Source organism: Streptomyces liliiviolaceus, from assembly GCF_018070025.1.
In the GTDB taxonomy this organism is placed as follows: Bacteria; Actinomycetota; Actinomycetes; order Streptomycetales; family Streptomycetaceae; genus Streptomyces; species Streptomyces liliiviolaceus.
In genome coordinates this window covers 2,047,844-2,068,886 of record NZ_JAGPYQ010000002.1, presented here as the reverse complement: position 1 = coordinate 2,068,886, position 21,043 = coordinate 2,047,844, and the positions used below count along the sequence as shown (strand labels likewise).

The 21,043-nt window shown below is 71.6% G+C and carries 12 protein-coding genes and 1 pseudogene; 4 read left to right on the top strand and 9 right to left on the bottom strand.

The genetic code is table 11. The features are described 5' to 3' along the window. Positions 1-95: 95 nt before the first annotated feature. The 5 genes and pseudogenes from J8N05_RS44325 to J8N05_RS44305 all read right to left on the bottom strand — a co-directional run bounded on the left by J8N05_RS44325 (position 96) and on the right by J8N05_RS44305 (position 9,067). Complete coding sequence (locus tag J8N05_RS44325) at positions 96-3,119, bottom strand: glycosyl hydrolase (RefSeq protein WP_210893397.1); 3,024 nt, start codon at positions 3,117-3,119, stop codon at positions 96-98. A 176-nt stretch (positions 3,120-3,295) separates the two neighbouring features. After that, positions 3,296-3,892: a hypothetical protein gene (locus tag J8N05_RS44320; RefSeq protein WP_210893395.1), complete on the bottom strand. Its 597-nt coding sequence runs from the start codon at positions 3,890-3,892 to the stop codon at positions 3,296-3,298. 61 nt (positions 3,893-3,953) lie between these two features. After that, a complete protein-coding gene (locus J8N05_RS44315) occupies positions 3,954-5,867 on the bottom strand; it encodes an AMP-dependent synthetase/ligase (protein WP_210893393.1) in 1,914 nt (637 codons plus the stop codon). A gap of 129 nt (positions 5,868-5,996) precedes the next feature. Further along, positions 5,997-6,827, bottom strand: a pseudogene (locus tag J8N05_RS44310) (ThuA domain-containing protein); the annotation flags it as partial. Between the two features lie 44 nt (positions 6,828-6,871). After that, the gene (locus J8N05_RS44305; RefSeq protein WP_210893390.1) at positions 6,872-9,067 is read right to left on the bottom strand and encodes an RICIN domain-containing protein; all 2,196 of its coding nucleotides are present in this window, start codon (positions 9,065-9,067) and stop codon (positions 6,872-6,874) included. Between the two features lie 382 nt (positions 9,068-9,449). Here J8N05_RS44305 and J8N05_RS44300 point away from each other — a divergent pair, with 382 nt between their 5' ends. Continuing rightward, a complete protein-coding gene (locus J8N05_RS44300; protein WP_210893387.1) occupies positions 9,450-10,337 on the top strand; it encodes an alpha/beta fold hydrolase in 888 nt (295 codons plus the stop codon). Positions 10,338-10,360: 23 nt separating this feature from the next. Here J8N05_RS44300 and J8N05_RS44295 read toward each other — a convergent pair whose 3' ends face one another. Beyond that, positions 10,361-11,155 carry an NPP1 family protein gene (locus J8N05_RS44295; protein ID WP_383943011.1) on the bottom strand — a complete coding sequence of 265 codons (795 nt, stop codon included), beginning with the start codon at positions 11,153-11,155 and terminating at the stop codon, positions 10,361-10,363. 187 nt (positions 11,156-11,342) lie between these two features. On the opposite strand from J8N05_RS44295, the gene J8N05_RS44290 reads away from it, so the two are divergent. Both J8N05_RS44290 and J8N05_RS44285 read left to right on the top strand, forming a co-directional pair. Further along, positions 11,343-13,196: a phospholipid carrier-dependent glycosyltransferase gene (locus tag J8N05_RS44290; RefSeq protein WP_407700011.1), complete on the top strand. Its 1,854-nt coding sequence runs from the start codon at positions 11,343-11,345 to the stop codon at positions 13,194-13,196. 108 nt (positions 13,197-13,304) lie between these two features. After that, entirely contained in the window at positions 13,305-14,219 is a 915-nt protein-coding gene (locus J8N05_RS44285) for an endonuclease/exonuclease/phosphatase family protein (RefSeq protein WP_210893383.1), read from the top strand. On the opposite strand, the gene J8N05_RS44280 is transcribed toward J8N05_RS44285, so the two are convergent. Continuing rightward, complete coding sequence (locus J8N05_RS44280) at positions 14,189-15,937, bottom strand: acyltransferase (RefSeq protein ID WP_210893381.1); 1,749 nt, start codon at positions 15,935-15,937, stop codon at positions 14,189-14,191. The genes J8N05_RS44285 and J8N05_RS44280 overlap by 31 nt on opposite strands. A gap of 178 nt (positions 15,938-16,115) precedes the next feature. Here J8N05_RS44280 and J8N05_RS44275 point away from each other — a divergent pair, with 178 nt between their 5' ends. Further along, the gene (locus tag J8N05_RS44275) at positions 16,116-16,760 is read left to right on the top strand and encodes a DUF6629 family protein (protein WP_210893379.1); all 645 of its coding nucleotides are present in this window, start codon (positions 16,116-16,118) and stop codon (positions 16,758-16,760) included. Positions 16,761-17,311: 551 nt separating this feature from the next. Here J8N05_RS44275 and J8N05_RS44270 read toward each other — a convergent pair. Together J8N05_RS44270 and J8N05_RS44265 are read right to left on the bottom strand one after the other, a co-directional pair. Next, positions 17,312-19,669 (bottom strand): M4 family metallopeptidase, encoded by a 2,358-nt coding sequence (locus J8N05_RS44270; protein WP_247706948.1) that lies wholly within the window; start codon positions 19,667-19,669, stop codon positions 17,312-17,314. Positions 19,670-19,965: 296 nt separating this feature from the next. Continuing rightward, entirely contained in the window at positions 19,966-20,970 is a 1,005-nt protein-coding gene (locus J8N05_RS44265) for a helix-turn-helix transcriptional regulator (RefSeq protein ID WP_210893377.1), read from the bottom strand. Positions 20,971-21,043 lie beyond the last annotated feature (73 nt).

The following is a 21,043-nucleotide window of genomic DNA, read 5'->3' as shown; positions in this document are numbered from 1 at the left end:
CGCCACCGCCTGGGCGGTCGCGGGCCGTCGGTCTGCCGTTCGAAGAGACCGACCGGACGCCGCGGGCGCGGCGCCCCGGTCGGCCGATGGTCCGATCAGGCGATCCGCGCCTCCCCGTACGGGACCAGCCGGACCGGGCCCAGCAGGCCGTACGCCGCCCGGGTCAGACCGCCGTACACCGCGGGGTCGCTGATGCGCAGGCGGTTGGCGAGCGGGGTGGCCACCTCGACCTCGATGGTGTTCGTGCCGCGTTCCAGCAGGTCGCCCAGGTCCACCACGGGGTGGATCTGATCGACCGGGTCGAGCCGATGGCCGTTGACCGTCACCCGGCAGGTGTCCGTGACCGAGCCCAGCTCCAGACGCGCACGGTGTCCGCCGGTCCAACCGCGGCCGAGGGTGAAGGTCGTGCGGTAGCGGCCGATGCCCGAGACGTCCGCCAGTTCGGGGATCTGCGACCAGGGCACCAGCGCGTCCAGCGTCACCTCGTGCTCGACGACGAACGTCCGGGTGGCCGAGGCACCCGGACGCCAGTCCTGGACACGCAGCTTCCACGACGTCAGCTCGCTCGGCTCCGGGATGTCCTTCAGCGTGGCACTGACGGCGCGCCCCTTGGAGAGCGAGGTCCGGTACGTGCCCGCGGCCGTGGCCCGCACGGTGAGACCGGCGTCGGTGAAGCGCACCTCCTCGGCCTCGCTGGCGACGGCGTACGGGCGGGAGCCGTTGCGGTCGCCGAAGAGCCCCGGCCTCCCGATGGCGACGATCAGGGTCTCCGCGGGCTGGAGCGTGACCCGCACGGTCACCGAGTCGCCGTCCTCCGTGTACCGGGCGACGCGCTCCGCCTTCCCGGTCCACGGGTCCAGCAGGTACGGCACAGCCTTGGCCGTGGTGCGGTGCAAAGTGACCTCGTGGTCGATCGCGCCGACCGCCGGCTTGACCGTCTCGGCGTGCTTGCCGTTGCACAGGTAGTAGTAGTCGACACCGTCGGCCACCCGGTGGGCGTTGAGAAGCGTCGAGGCACTCGCGTACGTGACGTCGGGCCGCACTCCGAGCGCGGTGAGCGCGTCGCCGACCAGGGTCTTGTCGGTGACCGTGCGGACCAGCGGCCGGGCCAGCAACTCCTTGACCACGGAGCGCAGTTCGTCGCTCTCGCCGGTGTCCGGGACGCCGGGCGGCACCACCGTGTCCCAGGCGCCGAGCAGCACGATCGGAAGTCCGGCCCGGCTGAACCGCAACAGGGCGCGCGCGTCGCGCAGGGCGAGCGTCACCGTGGACCCGTAGAAGAAGTCGCCCTCGACGAACAGGGCCTTGTACGCGGGGCCGTCCGGTGCGAGCCGTCCCTTGCGCACGACGGCCGAGGGCAGGTCGAGCAGCGGGCCGCTGAGGAACTGGTGGCTCCAGCCGAGGGTGATGCCCGTCGCGGTGAACCAGGACGCGCCGATACCGGTGGCCGTGTAGCCGGTCTGCCGGAACACCGCCACGTCCGCCCTGGCCCTGCCCGTCTGCAGCACCTGGTGGACCCGGCCGAGGTAGCCGGCGACGTCCGGGACGTGCTTCCAGGTGGGGTGCCTGGGACCCCAGGACTCGCCGTACCCGGCCACCCCCTTGTACGGGGTGAAGGCCGCGTAGCCCGGCCAGTTGACGCCGGGGAACTCGGCGTAGGAGAAGCCGTGGACGACCGTCTGGTTGACCCCGGCGGCATAGGCGCCGCCCATGGTGCGCAGGAACTTCTGCCAGGTGGTGCTGTACGCGCCGCCCGCGTACGCGCCGGCCTCGCACGAGAGCACCGTGTTGCCGGCCATGTCACGGCCGCCGGCCAGGCAGCGGTAGTCGTCGAGGTTCTTGAAGCCCAGCGACTCGCCCTCGGGGATGTCGAGGACGGCGGCCGAGGCGATGGCGTCGGTCTGCAACCCGTAGGGCTGGGACCGCAGTTGGAGTCCGAGCGAGTGGGCCCAGGTGCGCAGCGCCGTGACGTGGTGCTTGTTGAAGAGGGTGGAGACCGTCTCCCAGAAGTCGTGCCGGATCTGGCGGGTGACGGCGGCCTCGAAGGCGTACACCTGGTTGCTGTTGTCCAGGACCAGGGCGGGCAGCAGCGGCAGCAGGGAGCGGCCGGTGTGGTCGCGGAACGCGTCGGGCAGGCCCGGTGTCCACTGCAGTCCGTCGGTCTCCAGCTCGATGGAGTCCTCGAAGAGCGCGCCGCCGGACACCTTCAGCAGACGGCGGACGGACTTCGTCAGGATGTGCTTCTCCCAGAAGTCGGTCACCGCGCGCGTGCCGGCCGCGCTGAAGTGGTCGACGACGTAGGCGGGCGGGTCGGTGTGCGGTCCGGCCTCCGGGGTCTGGCCGGAGCCTCGCACCCAGTACGAGATCACGACCCAGGTGCCGTCGTCGGGCGCGGTCCAGTCCAGGGAGCCGCCGCTGACGGTGGAGGTGAGGTCGCGGACCGAGTCCAGGTCGAGGCCGGTCTCCTTGCGGGTGGAGTTCGCGGTGTTCACCCGGGCCGCCTGCACCAGGAGCAGCCGCTGCGCGGTCACACCCGAGGCGGCCTCGTGCACGGGCTTCGGGACGGGTCCCGAGAACGTGGCGCCCGGGGCCAGGGTGGCCGCTCCGTGGGCGAGTTCCTTGACGGCCGCGTCGCTGTCGGGGGTGATGCCGGGCACGGCGGCGGGCCAGCTGGGCCCGACGGTGAGGTCCACGGTCAGTCCGCGCCGGGCGGCCTGGCTCAGCGCGGCCTCGACTCCCGCGACCCAGGCGGCGGTTCCCCAGCCGTGCCGGGCCGTGTCCAGCGAGGAGGTGTCGCTGACGCTGTGGTGGACGGCGGCTATCTCGGCGCCGCCGAAGCCCGCGTCGGCGATCTGGTCGATCTCCCGTCTGATCTCGTCCGGCTGCACCAGGCCGTCGGGCCACCACCAGCGGAACTTCGGGCGCACCGCGCGGCCCGGCTCGGCGAAACGCAGGGAGGAGGAGCCGGTGGCTCCCGCGGTGGCGGCCGAGGTCGCGGCCGAGGCGCTGCCGGGCGCCGCCCAGTCGATGACGCCGGCGGCGGCGGCCGTGGCCGCCGCGGCGGCGAGGACGGTACGGCGGGGGAGCCCCGTCCGGGGAACTGCGGTGTGGTCGTTCATGGTTCTTGTCCACTCTTGGAGGGCAGCACAAAGAAGACCCCTGAGGGGCCAGGGAGAGTTGAATCGTTTTAATCGCTACGACGCTGCGAAAGTAAGTCGCTCGATCAAGAGGCGTCAAGAAGCGCGCACGACACAAATTTCTGCGCGGCCGGGCCGGACAACCCGCCGGCAGCGTGCTAGCGGCGGATGTCCTCGACCTCGCCGAAGCCGCCTGTCGGGCTCCAGCGCAGCCGCGTGAGCCACTCGGTGGACGATCTCGTGAACAGCAGGTCTCCGGTGCCGGCCACGGGCGCGGCCTTCTCCCAGCCGTCGAAGTCCTCGGTCACCCGCGTGTCCCAGGTCGCCAGGTTCCGCGTACCGACCGCCGCGACCGACTCCGTCGGCGGTTCGCCGTCCGCGCAGTACGCACCCCAGTTCGCGATCACCGTGACCGTGTCACGGAAGGCCTTGAGCGTGATGCTCTGACAGGCGTCGCCCTCGGTCGCGTACACCAGTCGGGGTGTGCTCCACGGGCCGCCCGCGGTGTCCTGGTGCTGCTCCATGAGGCCGCGTCCGGCCGCGTAGTACAGGCCCACGCGGCCGCCGTCGGACCACGGGACGTCCTCGGCGAAGCGGGCGTGCGACGGGGCGGGGGAGCCGCTGCCGGTGTCCCCGGCGCCCGCACCCTCGGCCCCGGTGTCCGCGCCCCCGCAGGCGGCGGTGGACGTCAGCAGTGCGACCGCAGCGGCCGTCGCCGCCCGGAGCTGCCAGTGGGCACCCTGTACGCGTCGCATGTGTCTCCCCGGGCTCGCCGTGCGGGCACGGTCCATGGGATCACGAGTCGGCGGCGCCGGATCACCCGAAGACGTTGTCCGTCTCGTCCCAGCTGAAGGGATCGGTGGTGGGCGCGGGCGGCAGGGCCCGGGGCGTGCGCGACGACGACTGGTACATCGCCTCGATCTCGGCCGCGTACCGCTCCGCGATGGCGTCCCTGCGCAACTTCATCGACGGCGTGAGCAGCCCGTTGGCCAGGTCGAACGCCTCCGGCAGCACCCGGTACACCCGGATGGACTCCGAGCGCGACACGGTGGAGTTGGCCGCGCCGACAGCGCGGTTGATCTCTTCCCGCAGGGCGTGCTCCTCGCGCAGTTCGCGGTCGTGGGCGTCGCCCGGCACGGCGTGGATCGAGCGCCAGTGGGCCAGGTACTCGGGATCGAGGGTGATCAGGGCCCCCACACAGGGCCGGTTGTCACCCACGACGACCGCCTGGTGGACCAGCGGATGGACCCGCAGACGCTCTTCGAGAGCCGCGGGGGCGACACTCTTGCCGCCGCTCGTGATGACGATGTCCTTCTTGCGGCCCGTGATGCTCAGATAGCCCTCGTGGTCGAGCTGTCCGATGTCGCCGGTGGCCAGCCAGCCGTTGTGGAGCGCGGCCCGGTTGCCCTCCTCGTCGTTGACATAGCCCTGGAAGACCGAGGGCCCCCGGACGAGGATCTCCCCGTCGTCGGCCACATGGAGCTCCGTGTCGGGCAGCGGCTGTCCCACGGTGCCGAACTTCTCGCGGCCGACGGGCTGGGCCGTGATGCCGCCGCTCGTCTCCGTGAGCCCGTACCCGTCGTGGACGAAGATCCCGATCCCCGAGTAGAACAGGGCCAGTTCACGGTTGAGGGGCGAACCGCCCGAGACGGCCCCGCACACCCGGCCGCCCAGGGCCGCGCGCAGCTTGCGGTACACCGTCTTGTCGTAGACGGCGTGCTGCAGCCGCAGATCGAGGCCGGGGCCGGGCCCCGTGCCCAGCCGCTGCCGCTCGGTCGCCGCGGCGAAGTCCTGCGCGGTCCGCACGGCACGCTCGAACAGGGCGCTCTTGCCCGTCTCCTCGGCCTTGCGGAGGAAATTCTTGTACAGCTTCTCGAAGACGTACGGGACGGCGTAGAGGTAGGTGGGCCGGAACGACAGCAGGGCCTCGGCCAGGGTCTCCGCGCGCAGGTCGGGCTCATGGCCCATGAGGATCCCGCCGCGCATGCACAGCCCCTGGATCATGAGGCCGTACACATGGGAGAAGGGCAGGAAGGCCAGGACGGCGGGCTGCTGCCCGGGCGGCGCGGCGGTGTGTCCCCACCCTGCCAGCAGGGTGTCGCAGGGGCTCGCCAGGCTGCTGTGGCTCAGCGCGCAGCCCTTGGGGTGTCCCGTCGTGCCCGAGGTGTAGGCGATGACGGCCGTCGAGTCCGGCAGCACGATCCTGCGCATCGACTCGACGGTGGTGACCGGCACCGACAGGCCCGCCTCGGCCAGGTCCGCCAGCGCCCCGGCGTCGAGCTGCCAGACGTGCCGCAGGGCCGGCAGTGTGGCGCACACCGAGCCGACCGTCATGATGCCCTGCTCGTCCTCCACCACCACGGCGACGCAGCCCGCGTCCTTGAGGATCCACGCGACCTGCTCGTGCGAGGAGGTCGGATAGATCGGGACGATCTCGGCGCCCACCGTCCACAGGGCGTAGCTGAGAACGGTCCACTCGTAGCGGGTGCGTGCCATGACGGCCACGCGGTGGCCCGGGAAGATCCCGGCCGCGATGAACCCCCGTGCCACGTCGAGCACCTGGTCCCGCAGCTCGATCGCGGTGACCTGCGACCAGGCTGCGGGAGAGGTGTCGGAGCGGCGTGCCAGTTGCGGCAGGAAGGGATCGCGTTCGGCTGTCTCGAAGAGACTGTCCGCGAGCCCGCCCTGCATCAGGGGCGAGGCCTGTCTGGATACTTCCAAGGGGTGCATGTGCCGCTCCAGAATCTCCTCAGAGCGCCCCTCCGATGGAGTCCGGAATCGAGGGCGTTCGAAATCTAGCCCACGACGGCGGGAGTTGGGTCACGAACGGACGATCGACCTGTCCTGATCTCGTTGCGCTGCGCCACCGAGCCACTTCAGTCCGTCGAGCAGAAAACGGTTCTGGGAGGCACTGGCGAAGGTCGACGACAGCGGGGTGTTCGTCGCGTAGTCCATCGCGTTGTGACCGACGTTCGCGTAGAGCATCCGGTACTTCGTGTTGGTCCACAGAACCGGGTAGTAACCGCTGTACCAGGTCTGGTTCGGATCAGTGCCCACCGGGAAGCTGCTCTGGTCGATGGAGGCCAGGATCCTGATGTCCGGATTGCGCCGTAGGTCGTTCGACCAGCTGTACCACTCGTTGACCGATGACGCGAAGGTGGCGGGCAGGTTGCCGGTGGAGGGATGGGTGCGGTCCTCCACCCGCAGAGTGGCCGACGTCGGGCCCCAGGTGTTCGACTTGAAATTGCCGCTGCCGAGGAACTGCTGGTGGTACCAGGGCCATTGCTGCGCCTCGGTCGTGAAGGCGGAGACGTGGAAGCCCAGCCAGCCGCCGCCCGCGCGCATGTACCGCTCGAAGCCGGACCGCTGGGCGGCGCTCTGCGGCAGGTCGTCGAGGAAGAGGACGACCTGGTACGCGTCGACGCCCCCGTTGGACAGCAGGTTCCAGTTGGTACTCGCCGTATAGGTGAAGCCGTTCTCGGCGGCGCGGGCGGGGAACCACTGGTTGGCCTCGCGGGTGAAGCTGATGTGCGCGGCGTCCCACGTACCGCTGTAGAGGGCGAGCACCTTGAAGGGTGCCGCCTTCGGGGCCGCGTGGGCGGGTGGCGCCGCCAGTCCCAGCAGGGTCGCCAGCAGGACGAGCACCTGCAGGGCGATGCGTACCGGTCCGGACGTTCTGATGCCGTCCATGATGTGCCCCTTCCTGTACGTCGACTTGGGGTGGGTGCGCGCGGTCACGGGTAACTGACGAGGTTGGCGACGTTGGTCGAGGAGTTGGACGGGCCGCCGCGGTCGTTGACGACGTGGCGGATCGTGCCGGTGCCGCCGAGCGAGACCGTCACCATGCTGCGGAAGCGCACGCTCGCCGAGTTCGGTGCCTCGATGGCGTGTTCGGCGGTGACGGCCGGGTTCACGTTGAAGTAGCAGTAGCTGCCGAAGCCGTACACCTGATGGCTGGTCACGGAGTTGGCGACCTTGTAGGCGGCGTAGCCCTGTGTGGAGCCGTTCATCCAGGCCGCCTGGTCGGGCGGGTCGTAGGGCATCTCGTTCTGGTAGAAGTACGTGCGCCCGCCGTTGCCGTTCCAGATCGTCTGGTGCTTCTGGTAGTGCTCGACGAACAGGCCGTACATGGTGACGTCGTCGCCGTTGACCACGAGCCCCGTGTCGGCGGTGTTGGTGTTCCAGCCGACGCCGTTGCCGTGGTCCGCGCGCCAGATCCACAGATGGTCGCCGATGACGTCGTCGCTGTTGACCGTGAGACTGGTGGTGGCCTTGCCGACGGCCGCGCCGCCGACCCGGAAGAACACGTCGTGCAGGGAGCTGGGGTTCGCGCCGTGGTCGGCGGACGAGCCGCCCGGGCCCATCTCCAGGAGCTGCGCCGAGTTGGTGGTGCCCGCGTCGAAGAGGATCCCGGCGAGCTTGACGCCGTCCACGTCCGCGACCGTCATGGCCGTCACACCGTTGTCCGGGATGAAGGTGGCGAGGCCGAGACCCAGTACGACGGTGTCGGGGCGGGTCACCTTCAGGGTCTGGTTCAAGTGGTAGACGCCGGGGGTGACCAGCAGGTTCTTGCCCTGCGCGAGGGCGCCGTTCAGTTGTGCCGCGGTCGCGCCGGGCTTGACGACGAAGAAGTCCGACAGGGGCAGCGAGGTGCCCGCCGGGGTGCCGGCCGCCCAGGTGGTGCCGCGCGAGTCGGTGCGCACGGCGGGGACGAACACCTTGTAGGCGCCGGCCGCGTCGACGTACAGGAAGGGCTTCTCGCGGGAGACGGGCGTGCGGTCGACCGTGGTGTACGGGGGGCTGGGGAAGGTGTTCGCGGGGGCGTTCTGCGCGCCGACGAAGACCATGTTCCAGTTGGAGCCCGTCCAGCTCGACCACTCGGTGTTCCGTGACAGCCACTGCTGCTGCGAGCCCGACCTGACCTGCCCGTCGATCTTCGTGTCGGCCATGTAGCCGCCGCTCGACCAGCCGCCGTCGTCGAGCTGGAGGTTGCCGCGCAGATGCATCCGCCGGTACGGGGCCGCCTGCGAGACGGCCCAGCGGTCGGTGCCCGAGGTCGGTGTCACCGACAGGTTCTCCGCCGAACGCCAGAAGTTCTGGGTGGCGTTGCCCTGGAACCAGTCGGCCTCGGCGTGCACCGCGCCCCGGATGGTGACGTCGTCGGGGGAGAGGCCGAGCCCCGCGACCTGGGTGTAGAAGCCGACGTTGGCGTTCGCGTCGTAGGTGCCCGGCTTGAAGAGGAAGGCCTTGCGGGCCGTGCCGAACTGGTTGGTCTCCTGCTGGGCGAAGGCCGCGTTCAGGCTGTTCTGGATCGTGGCGGCCGGGGTGGACGGGTCGAACACGGTGACGTTCGGGCCCAGGTCCGGTGTGCCGGGCGGCTGTTGGACGTCCACGGGATCGACGCGGAAGGACTGGGCCGCGGAACCGTTGCAGGTCCACTGCTGGAGCTGGACGCCGTCGGCGGTCGACGCGCTCGGCACGTCGAGGCACTTGCCGCTGTTGCGGTTCACGAAGTGATAGGTCGTCCCGGACGCGTCCGCGACCGGCTGCCACTGCTGGTTCGTCCCGCCGCCGTACGTCCACAGCTGCACGGCCGCGCCGTCGGCGACCGACACGTCGGCGACGTCCCAGGTCTTGGTGGCGTCGGCGCGGTTGTCGACCCGTACCCGTCCGTCGGAGGTGTCGCGCAGCTGCCACTGCTGGGCCTGGCTGCTGTTGCACGCGTACTGCTGGACGGCGGTGCCGTCGGCCGTTCCGGCGCCCCGGGCGTCGACGCACTTGCCGCTGCCCGCGTTGACGACGGTGGCCCAGCCGGTGGGGAGGGCCGCGGCGAACTGTTCGGCCCGTGGCGCGGGCGGGGCCGCCGCCACGGCGCCCGCCGCCGACGCCACCAGGGCGAGGGCGGTGAGCAGGGCGGATGTCCGGGGCATCCGGCGGCCCGGTGATCTTGGCGACCTCGGTGATCCGACCGGCGATCCGGCCGGTGATCCTGTCGATCCGAACACGGATTCTCCTGTGCGTGGGGGGTGGGGGGTGAGAAGACGACGTTCAGGAATGCGGTGAATGCGTTCAAGGACGTGAACGATGAGCGCATTCGTGGAATCTCGGCGATCGGTGAACCTAAAGGTCTGAACCAAACTCGTCAAGATGTGAAGCAAAGACGGCCGGCAATCGCCCGGAGCGTGCGAGGAATTGAAGGCGGCCTGGTCTCTGGAGGGGCGGTCCGCGGGACCCGTCACTACGATGAAGGAGATCGTCGCGCCGCCCCATGGTCGGTGTGCGAGGGGGCCGACCGACGTCAGGAGGGCCGCCGTGAGCACGATCGCGGTCAAGGCCGCCCGGTTGAGGAGCGGACTCGTCCTCCCGTACGCGGAGGCGGGGTACCCGGAGGGCGCCCCCGTCGTCTTCGTGCACGGCCTCGCGGACTCCTGGTGGGCGTTCGAGCCCCTGCTCAGACAGCTCCCCGCCGCGCTGCGCGGGTACGCCCCCACCCAGCGCGGCCACGGCGACGCCGAGCGGCCCCCCGACGGCTACGGCCCGGAGGACTTCGCGGGCGACCTGGTGGAGTTCCTCGACGCCACGGGCATCCGCCGGGCCGTCCTGGTCGGCGCGTCGAGCGGCGGTGTGGCCGCGCGGCTGGTCGCGGGCAGCCATCCCGACCGGGTGGCGGGTCTGGTCCTGGCGGGCGTCCCGGCCACCCTCGCCGACAAGCCGGCCGCCATCGCCCTGGGGGAGCGGGTCGAGGACCTGGCCGACCCCGTGCCGCGCGCCCTCGTCGAGGAACTGCTCGCCGGTCTCACGGCCCGCCCGCTCGGACGCGGACTCCTCGCGACGATCGCCGAGGAGAACCTGAAGGTGCCCGTGCGGGTGTGGCGGGAGACCCTGCGCGGCCTGCTGGAGACGGACCTGGCGGCCACCCTGAAGGGAATCCTCGTCCCCACGCTCGTGCTCTGGGGCGACGCCGACGCCGTCCTGCCGCGCGCCGACCAGCAGCGGATCCTCGACACCCTCTTCGACGCGAGGCTCGTCGTGTACGAGGGCGCGGGTCACGCCCTGTACTGGGAGGAGCCCGAACGGCTCGTCCAGGACGTCGCGGCCTTCGCCGCCGAGGTGCTGCCCGCCGTCCCGACGGCCGGGCAGCACCCCGTGTCTGACGTGCGATCAGACGTCGATCAGGCGCTGACGCTCAGCAGGCGCTGACGCTGATCAAGGGCTGACGCGGATCACGCGTTGGGGTCGAACGCGATGCCCGACGGCTTCGCCGACGAGAGGTGCGAGTTGAACGTGCTGTCCTTGATGCCGAGCGTCGCACTCCCGAAGTTGTACGAGGTCAGGGTGTCACGCAGGCTGCCCGGGTAACCGTTCCAGCCGACCAGCGGGGGCCGCTGCCAGGTCCCCTTGTGGTTCTCCGGCGGCTCGTCGCCCGCGGTCGCGGCACGGAAGCAGTGCGTGCTGATCCCGTCCTTGTGGTAGACGACCTTGGCGTGCGTGCCGTCCCAGCGGATCGCCGAGCGGTTGTGGACCGTGAACGAGCCGTGGTTGGACGTCGAGACGTACTGGGCCTCGTTGTTCTGCACCCAGACCACGACGTGCTCCCAGTCGTGCCGGTGCCCGCCGAGCCCGCTGCCGGCCACCGCCTGGTCCTTCTCGAAGTAGGACCCGTAGACGATCGCGCACCAGCCGTTGTTGCACTTGGAGCGCGAGTAGGTGTTGACGCTGTCCAGGTCGGACGCGTCACGGCACTGGCCGTTCAGGGCGCCGCTCGGGTTGAGCCCGCCGTTGACCGTCCCGTCGGGGCCGATGGCCGACGTGGCGTAGCAGCCGTCCGTGTCGTAGTCGTACGTGGGCTGGAACGTCGAGTCCAGCGCGTCCGCGTTCGCGGGCAGCGCGGGGGGCGGCGCCGCCAGGGCGGTGGCCGGGAATACGAGGACCAGAGCCGCGGCGCCCGCGAGTACGCCGAGCGACTTCCGGCCCAGACGCCGGGATCCGAGGGACTTCGATGCCGGTCTGCCGTTCACAGGTGTCCTCCTCATCGGCCCCGTGCAGGCCAACGCCCTTTGTGACATGTGCAGTTCAGGGTCGCGGATTTTCACTCGCGTGCCAAGAGGCCCCAGAGGGCACAACGGTTACGCAGCGCCCAACACTTGTCGCTCAACCGGCCCAAGAACGTCACACACGTGGAGGGTTGATGGAAAGCTGTGCCGCATGAGCGCGCCGCAGGCCACCCGCCCGGCGGGTGACGGGCACACCGCACCCCGCCCGCCGGAGCCGGCGGCTGAGAGTGAACGACCGTGCCGCTTCGGCGGATTGCTGCGATACGTCCGGTCGGCGCGGCACCGGCGATGGCTCTACGCGCTGGCCGTCGTCGCACTCCTCGCCCAGATGGCCGTCGCGATGGTCACCACGGCCGTCGAGCAGACCCCCACCATCGACGAACCCGTGTACGTGGCCTCCGCCGAGGTGTACCTCAAGGAACGCAGCTTCCGTTACAACCCCGAACACCCGCCCCTGGGCAAGCTGATCATCGCGTCCGGCCTGGTGTTCACCGACGCGCACCTCGACGCGGACTTCGTCGGAAGCCAGACGGCACTCGGACGCCACGTCCTGTACGAGTCGGGCAACGACCCCGCCCGCCTGATGCTCTACGCACGCCTGCCGGTGATCGTCCTGACGCTGCTGTTCGGGCTGGTCGTCCTGGCCTTCGCCCGCGACCTCACCGGCCCGCCCGGCGGCCTCGTGGCCCTGGCCCTGTACGCGTTCTCGCCGGACGTCATCGCCAACGGCTCGCTGGCCACGCTCGACGTGCCGGCGACCGGGTTCCTGCTCACGGCCCTGTGGCTGCTGTGGCGGGCCCGGCGCCGACCGTACCTGTGCCTCCCGCTCGCCGGGGTGGCCCTGGGCGCTGCGGCGGCCACCAGGATGAGCGTGCTGCCGGTGATCCCGGTCCTGATGCTGCTGGGCGTCCTGTCGTACCGGCACGCCCGCCGGACACCGGGAACTGAGCCGCGGACACCGGGACCTGAGGTGCGGACACCGGGAACTGAGCCGCGGACCCCAGGACCTGAGGTGCGGGCCCCGGAACCCGACACCCGGACTCGGCCCCCGCGGCTCGACATCCGCGCCCGGATCAGGCTCCTCGCCCACGGGGCGGTGGCCGCCGTAGGAATGGCGGTGATCGCGGGCGCCGTCGTATGGGCCACCTATCTCGTCGTCGACCCGCGGATGCGCTGGGCGGCCCCCGAGAACGTGCCGGACATCCGCGGCACGCGCGGCACCGTCGCGGCCTGGCTGCCGTTCCCCGAGGCCTACCGCGACGGCATGCGGATCCAGTTCGGCTTCGAGTACGACATCTGGCAGGGCTTCCTGTTCGGGCGGCTCTACGAGGGCTCCCTCTGGTACTACCTGCCGGCCGCGCTCCTGGTGAAGACCCCCCTCGGCGCGCTCGCCCTGTGGACCGCGGGCTCGGTCGCGATGCTCGCCGTACGGGCACTGCGCCCGGCCGTTCCGTACGTCCTCGTCCCCGCCGCCGTACTCCTGGCCATCGCCATGCACGGCGCCCGGGATCTCGGCGTGCGCTACGCCGTGTTCATGCCGATGCTCCTGGCGGTCGCCACCGCCGGAGTGACGCTCTGGCGGCGGCGACCGGCCCACTGGGCGACGGCGGCGCTGGTCTGCCTCGTGGCGGTCAGCTCGCTGCGCACCTACCCGTACTACCTGCCGTACTCCAACGAGGCGTTCGGCGGACCGTCGAAGACCCATCTGCGGCTGCACGACTCGAACGTCGACTGGGGCCAGGATCTGGGCCGTCTCGCGGACCACCTCGACCGGCGTCATCCCGGTGAGCGGGTCTGGCTGGTCTACAAGGGCGCGGGTGTGCCCTCGTACTACGGCATCGACGCGTCCGACCCGCTCAGGGCTCCCCTCGGCGAGGTGCACGGACTGCTGGTGGTCTCCGACTCCGCGGTGGCGAAGGCGGACGGGCGGCTGGCCGCGCTGCTCGACACCAGTACGCCGATCGACGACGTCGGCCACTCGATCACGGTGTTCCGGCGCCGCTGACAAGGGCCGTCACGGGCTGTCACGCGGGGACCGCCACTGAAGGACTGTTCAGTCACAACTGCCGCTCGCGCCCGTCCTGTTCGGTCGTGGCGAGGGTACGGTCGCGTCATGACGACGCGTCGTACGAGTCCCGCGAGGAGACGCGGCGCGGCCAGGGCGATCGTGACGGCCCTCCTGTGCGTACTGGTGGCACTCCCCGCGAGGAGCGGCGCCGCGCCGGAGGCGGCCGCCTCCGCACCGGACACCACCCGTGACCTGTACGTCGGCACGTTCAACATCTACGGGAACATCGGCCACCGGGGCGACGCCGGCGACTGGATCAGGGACGAGGCCGACGCCGTCCGGGACCTCACCCTCGGCGACACCGACCGGTGGCTGTTCATCGGCCTCCAGGAAGTCTGCAAGGCCCAAGGGGAACGCTTCGCACGGGAGTTGGGCCTGCGCAGCGCCTTCGTCGACACCGGTACGAAATGCGCCGACGGCCAGCCGTACGGGAACACCCTCCTGTTCCACTCGGCCGCCAGGATCCTGCCGCCGGCACTGCTGCCCAACCCGGACGGCAGAGGCGGCGAGCGGGGCATCGTCTGCGCGGTCGTCCGTGCCGCGGGCCGGCCACACTCGGCGGGGCCGCCGGTCACGGCGTGCAGCACCCACCTGACCGTCGGCGGAGCCAAGGACGGGGAGCGGCGGGCGCAGACCGGGTTCATCCACGACGAGTGGAGGCCGGACGGCGTCCACCGGCTCGGCGCCGAGGGCCCGGTCCTCCTCGCGGGCGACCTGAACGCACCGCCCGACGCACCGGAACTCGACGTCCTGTACAGCGGCAACGGCCGCGAGGCGAGCGGCCTCCGCGAGAGCGGGCCGTCGTACCTCCGGCCGACCTACGACGACGGCCGCAAGATCGACTACCTGTTCAGCTGGGGCCGAGGCGCGTCAGGGCGCTGGCACTGCACCGGCACGTTCCGGACGGTCAACTCGGACCACAGCTTCTACTACAGCGTCTTGTCGACTAGGACCGGCTGACCCGGCGGTCCCGGCGCGGGTGAGCGGGCGGCCTCGGGGCGGTGGACGCCACGCGGCCGGTACCCCAGCCGGTCCGCCACTCCCACCAGATCGGCCAGCAGCCACACGATGGCCAGCCACATCTCGGTGCCCTGGAGGCCGGGCTCCCTGCCGGGTCCCGTACCGCCCTCGCCCGGCGGGCCGAAGCCGAAGCCGGTACCGTCCCGCCACTGCCCCAGCGCGTGCGTCAGCTGCTGCCCGGCCCACGCCCGCACCTCGGCGGCCCGGTGGTCGCTCCGCCGGCCGACGAGCCACAGCGGGTGGGCCACGTCCAGCACGTTGCACGCGTTCTGACGGCCCGCGGCGAACCAGCGCGGATCCGCGCCGTGGTCCAGCACGGTGTCCACCACCCGCTCCGGATACGGCAGTTGGATTCCGAACTGGGCGAACGAACCGCGCGTGAGCCGGTAGTGGCCGTTGACGAGCTGCAGCCGGCCCTCGGCCGGCGAGGACGCCCCGCCCCACATCCCGGTCCACGGATCCACCCGGGTGCTCAGCCAGCCGAACAGCGCCTCCAGGGCGCCCGGTTCGCCCGCCGCGGCGCCCAGCCCGAGGTTGTGGTGCGCGCCGGTGGCCCAGCAGTCGACCCAGGCACCGGCCGTCCACGCCCGGGTCCGCCACGGCAGCGACTCCAGGCGGGCGATGAGTCCGCCCGCCGTCGTACGCTCCACGGGGCGGACCGGGTGGGCGAAGCGCGAACCCAGCAGCTCCAGCGCGTAGCCCACGGACAGCACGTGGTACTCGGCGGCGCCGTCGTCGATCCAGCCGTCCGCCGCGCGAGCGGGCAGCACGCCGGGGCCACCGTCGTCGGCGAGTTCGGGCACCATGCCCTCGGCCGGGTCCTGCAGCGCGCGCAGCCGCTCGGCGTGCCCGGCGGCGGACAACTGCGGCGGAGCCGAGCCGAGGAGCAGATCGGCGATCTCCACGGCGTCGCAGTGGGCACGGACGGTCAGCGGTGCGCCGGGGCGGTCGCGGTACCGGCCCGCGTCGGCGTCCCAGGCGCGTGCGAGGAGGCCCGCGGCCTGCGCGCGGGCCCGGTCGGCGAACCGGGCGACCTGGTCCCCGAGTCCGTCACCGGCCTCCGCGGGCCCGCGCCGGGCGGGGCCGGTGTCGCGCCGGTCGCGCAGCCTGCGGGCCGGATTGCCCGCGGCGACCGACCAGGGCGGCAGATCCTTGGTCACCACCGCTCCGGCGCCCACCACGCAGTGGTCGCCGATGGTCACCCCGTCCAGGACGACGACGTTCGAGCCGATCCACACGTCGTCGCCGACGGTGATGCCCTTGCTGGTGAGGGGTTGCCGGTGCACGGGGAGGTCGGGCCCGAACCCGTGGTTGAAGCCGAGCAGCGAACTGTGGGCGCCGATCCGCACCCCGTCCCCCAGTACGATCCGGCCCCGCACGGTGGCGTACGGATTGACGGTGCAGTCGGAGCCGGTGGTGATCTCGCCGGTGACGTAGGCGTGCCCGGCGATGTACGAGTTCTCGCCGAGCCGCAGCGTGTCGGTGAAGACACCGGCGGCGGGCGAGACGAAACAGCGCGGGCCGATGCTCGCACCGTCGTCCGTCAGCCGCTTCTGATGGGCGGTCTGGGCGTCCCGTTGCGCGGGGGAGGCACGAGAGCCGAAGTCCCAGGGGCAGTGGCCGAAGTAGGAGTCGTCGAGAGCGCTGTCCGAATCCATCACGCCTGATCATAGAGAGCGCTTACTGCCCTCGGCAATGTCTCCGGATGTCGGGGAGGGGTCCGAATGGAGGCATCAGGTACGGCGTCCGGCGGCGCGGACCGTAGCGTGAGCATGGCAAGCCGCAAACCGGTGATACGGACCCCACACGAATTCGACACGAACCCCTGGTGGCGCGATGTGCTTCAGTGCGACGGCCGATCTCGTGGCGGGCTGCGGCATCGCCGCCGTGGGAGTGGCCTGCGTGGCGCGCACCCGCCGCACGGTCGATCTGCCGCTGGCCGCGCTGCCCCTGATCCTAGGCGCCCATCAGATCGTCGAGTCCCTGGTCTGGCGGTCGGGTGGCGGTTCGGGCCCCGCCACCGTGGCCTGGGCGGCGATCGCCCTGCCGTTGCTCGCGGTGTGGGTGCCGGTGGCCGTGCTGTGCGTGGCGCCGCCGGGCGCGCGGCGACGGCTGACGATCCCGCTCGCCGCGGGAGTCGTCACCGCGGCCGTGCTCTCGTACTGCCTCGCCACCCACGGGGTGACGGCGGAGATCCGCGGCCACACCGTCGGCTACGCCGTCTCCCTGCCCGCCTCGGAACTGCTCGTGGCGGGCTATCTGCTGGCCACGATCGGCTCGCTGCTCCTCTCCGGCGACCGGCACCTGCGGATCCTGGGCGTCCTGGTGACCGTGGGGGCGGCGACCTGCTGGGCGCTGTGGGAGGCGGAGTTCATCTCGACGTGGTGCGCGTTCGCGGCGGTGTGCTCGCTGGTGCTGTACGGGTGGGTGCGCGCGCGGTCCGTGACACCGGGGGTTCCCCGGGTTCCCGTGGTCCGCTGACGGCGGGGCACGACCGCGGCTTGTGGCGCACGGCGCGGTGGTCGCACCGGTTCCCGGCGCTCCCTGGTCCGGGAACCGGCACGGCGGGTGCGGCCCCGGTGGGGGCTGGCCGCGCAGTTCCCCGCGCCCCTAAAAGCGGGGCTGCGCCCCGGCTTTTCGCCCTTCAGGGGCGCGGGCAACCCCCACCGGGCCCGCGGAGTCATGCGACGGTCCGGGCCCCGTAAGGGGCGCGGGGAACGGCGCGGGCAACCCCCACCGGCCCGCAGAATCATGCAATGGTCCAGGCCCCGTATGGGGCGCGAGGAACTGCGCGAGTAACCCCCACCGGCCCGCGGAATCGTGCAACGGTCCGGGCCCCGTAAGGGGCGCGGGGAACGGCGCGACAAGCCCCCACCGGGCCCGCAGCCGACACCCGGCCCGCTCTCACGGCGTACGCGGCGGCCGTCGCCCTGGCGGCCCGCCAGGGCGACGGCGAATGCAAGTACTTCACCGTGGCCGTCCCCCGGGCCGCGACCACCGGGTCACGACGGACACCCCGGGGGAGCCACGCCTCAGAACGTGATGCTCCAGCCGTCCAGGTAGCCCGGATCGACGGTGAAGATGCCAGGTGTGTTGTCCGTGACGCGCAGTCTCCACGTGCCGTCGGCCGCAAGCGCCGACGCGTCGACCGTGAACGTCGCGTGCAGTTCGGTACCGGTGTCCCAAACGAAGTCCTTCACCAGCAGCACCGTGCCGTCCTCACCGACCAGGTGGATGACCTGGCCGCCGATGAAGTCGTGCACCAGGTCGACGGTGACCTTGAGGTCGGCGGAGGCGTTGCCCTCGCGGCCGCTGACGACGATCGGCGACTCGACGGTCCGCCAGTTGGGGATGTCGAAGCGGTCGGGGTTGACGAAGTGGTCGCCGCCGGAAGCCAGGACAGTCCAGGTGAAGGACAGGGTGCGGGTCTCCGCCGCGGAGTTCCTGATCGTGACGGCGGCGGGGAAGGCGCCGGCCACCGTCGGGGTGCCGGAGACGAGCCCGGTGACGGGATCGACGGACAGGCCGTCCGGCAGGCCGGTGGCGGAGTACGTCAGGGCGCCGGGCCGGGTGCTCGTCGCCTCGAACGCCCGGCTGACCGGCTGCCCCACCGCGGAGTCCCGGGCGGAGGGCGAAGCCGCGGCGATGTGGTTGACGTACCGCGGGCCGACATTGACGGCTGCCCACGCGTTGCCGACGGCCTCGTACGCGTCGCTCGTCGTGCCGAACAGGTCGGCCGCCGCCTGGAGCGTGGCGGTGCGGGCCCCCGCGTAGTCGGTGGTGCTGGTCATGTAGCGGGTCAGGGCCCGGTACCAGACGTTGGTGGCGTTGTGCAGGCCCAGGCCCGCGACCGGCAGACCGTCGTAGGTGGGGCTGTCGTAGGCGATGCCCTCGACGGTCTTCTCGCCGCTGCCCTCGGCGAGCAGGTAGAAGAAGTGGTTGCCCACGCCGGAGCTGAAGTGCGGGTCGAGCTTGCGGGTCTGCGCGGTCCAGTGGTCCTGCGAAGTGCCCTTCGCGGAGGCGTCCTTGGAGGGCTGGTCCATGTACCGCAGGGGCTTCCCGGTGCCGCGTACGTCGGCCAGTTCGCCGATCCGGTAGTCCGGCACGTCCTCGGCGCTGTCGGCGAAGAACTCCACGGCGGTGCCCATGATGTCGCTGGTGGCCTCGTTGAGGCCGCCCGACTCACCGGAGTAGACGAGGTCCGCGGTCGCGGAGGTGACGCCGTGGGTCATCTCGTGGGCGGCGATGTCGAGTTCGGTGAGCGGCCGGGCGTCGTCCAGACCGTCGCCGTACGTCATGCAGAAGCAGAGGTCGTCCCAGAAGGCGTTGGCGTACCCCTTGCCGTAGTGCACCCGGGAACGGGCACCCACGCCGTCGTCGGCTATGCCGTTGCGGCCGAACCTGTCGTGGTAGAAGTCCCAGGTCTTCTGCGCCCCGTAGGCGGCGTCCACGGCCGCCGTCTGCCGGTCGGCGGGGGTCCCGTCGCCCCAGACATCGTTGTCATCCGTCAGAGGCGTGCCGCTGCCGCCCGCGCTGATGTCGTACGTCGTGTGGCCGCCGCGCTGGGGATCGGTGAGCCGGTAGAGGTCGCCGTCGCGCACGGAGCCGACCTGCACGGTGCCGCTGTACTGGCTCACCCCCTCACCGGCGTGGATCTGCTCGAAGCTCCCCAGCCGCGCACCGCTCCCGGCGTCGGTCACCACCCGCAGGCTGCTCGGCGTCCCGTCCTCCTGAACGCCGTCGACGACACTCTCCCAGGCGAGCACGGGTGCGGCGGCGCCCTCGCCCGCCCAGACGACGAGCCGCGGTGCCCCTTCGGCCACTGCCTCCTCGGTCTTCTCCGACTCGGCGGCGGCCAGCGCCGACTTCCGGGCCTTCGCGGCCGGTACGGAGGCCTTGGTCGTCGGTACCGAGATCGTCGCCGGCGACGACCTGGAGACGCTGCGGGCCGTGCCGCGCTCGTGGACCACCAGATCGCCGCCGAGGACGGGCAGTCCGGCGAACGTACGCTCGTAACGCGTGTGAACGGTCCCGTCGGCGTCCTTGACGACGTCCTTCGGTATCAGCTTCTCCCGCTCACCCAGCTTCAGTGCACGCGCCGTGGCCGTACGGGAGTCGGCCGCCGCGTCGAGCAGCTTCCCGCGTTGTGCCGGGGAGAGTTCGAGCGTTCTGGCGCCGGGTCTGGGCTCCGCCTCGATCTGACGGGGAGCCTTGTCCGCGCGGGCGGCCCCGGGTGTGGCGCTCCACGCGGGGAGCGCCGAGCCGAGAAGCGCGCCCAGCGCGAAGGCCGCGATCGCCGTCGTGCGCGAACGAGCGAGGGTGCGACGGCGGGAGGGGGTGGGACCAGGGGGCGAGGTCGTCGTCCCGGTCGTACGGAGGGTGTCCGTCACTGCAGCAACTCCTGGTGTCCGGCCGTCGAGTGACGGCACGTCAGATCAGTGCCGGGGGCAGGGCTCCCCGGCGGGAGAGGGGGGTGAGAGACGACCGTGCGGTCACTGGATCGTTTCAGCGGAACGGCCGGGTGTCACCACTGCGGAGATCGTTGTCCGGAATACGGTCAGCAGGCGGCGGCCCTGAGCATCGCCGCGCGCAGTGGATCACATGGGCCTTTACGCGTCGGCAACACGGCTTTCATCAGCCACTTTGGCCATTTCTCGCCCTTTGGCCCGCGGTCGGCGGGCGTCCGTCACAGCCAGCCCCGGCGCGCGGCCTGCCAGGCCAGTTGCATCCGGGTCGCCGCGCCCGCCAGCTCCATCATGCGCTGGATGTGACGCTGCACCGTGCGGCGGCTCAGGCCTAGTTGGGTGGCCACCGCCTTGTCGGTGACCCCGGCGACCAGCAGGGCGAGCAGCCGCCGGTCGACCGTGGACAGCGGATCGGGACCGCCGACCCCGTCCGTCCCGGCGACCGCGCCCGAGTCGTCGACGTCCAGCGGGACGGCGTCCTCCCAGTAGCGCTCGAACAGGGCGACGAGGGCGGCGAGCAGATTGCTGTCCCGTACGAGGGCGGCGGTGGGCTCGTCCGGGTTGCCCTGGGGGCCGCCGGGCACCAGCGGGCAGACCGCGATGGCCCGGTCCGCGACCGCGAGGCGCAGCGGCAGATGCGGCACCGCGCGGGCGGTCTCCCCGGCGCGCACCCCCGCAACAACGTTGTCAACGGCTCCCTCGTCGTCGAAGAACGCCTTCTCGTACAGCACCCGGTAGCGCACCCCGCGCGCCAGCGCCTCGAACTCCGAACTGTTGCTGCCCGACGGCATCGCCACGTACTGGGCCTTGCAGAACCACAGCATCTCGTCCTGGGCGCTCGCCTGGATCTGCCGCAGATGCTGGCGCAGCGCCTCGGCGCCCGTGATCACCTCGATCAGCTCGCCCGCGTCCCGCCGCCGCATGGTGTCGCGGTACACCTGCAGCAGGCTGGTGGCCTCCGCGCGGGCGAGATCGAGCGCGTCGGCGTTCCGCTTCAGCCGGGGGATCAGCGCCACGTCCGGGGGAGTGGCCCGGAAGTGCCGCGGCAGCACATCGGTGTGGCTCGCCATGCCCTTGACCGCCAGCGCTTCGAGCACCGCCTCGGCCTCCGCCGGACTCAGCCCGGTGCGCGCGGCGACATCACCCGCCGACGCCTGGCCCGCCGTCACCAGATGCCGGTAGACGGACTCCTCGGCGTCCGACACCCCTGCAGCCTCCAGCGTCATGGCGCCCTCCCCGAGACCGACCGGTTTCACTGATCGGACACCGTACTCCACGGGTGTTACAGGCGGTGAGGGT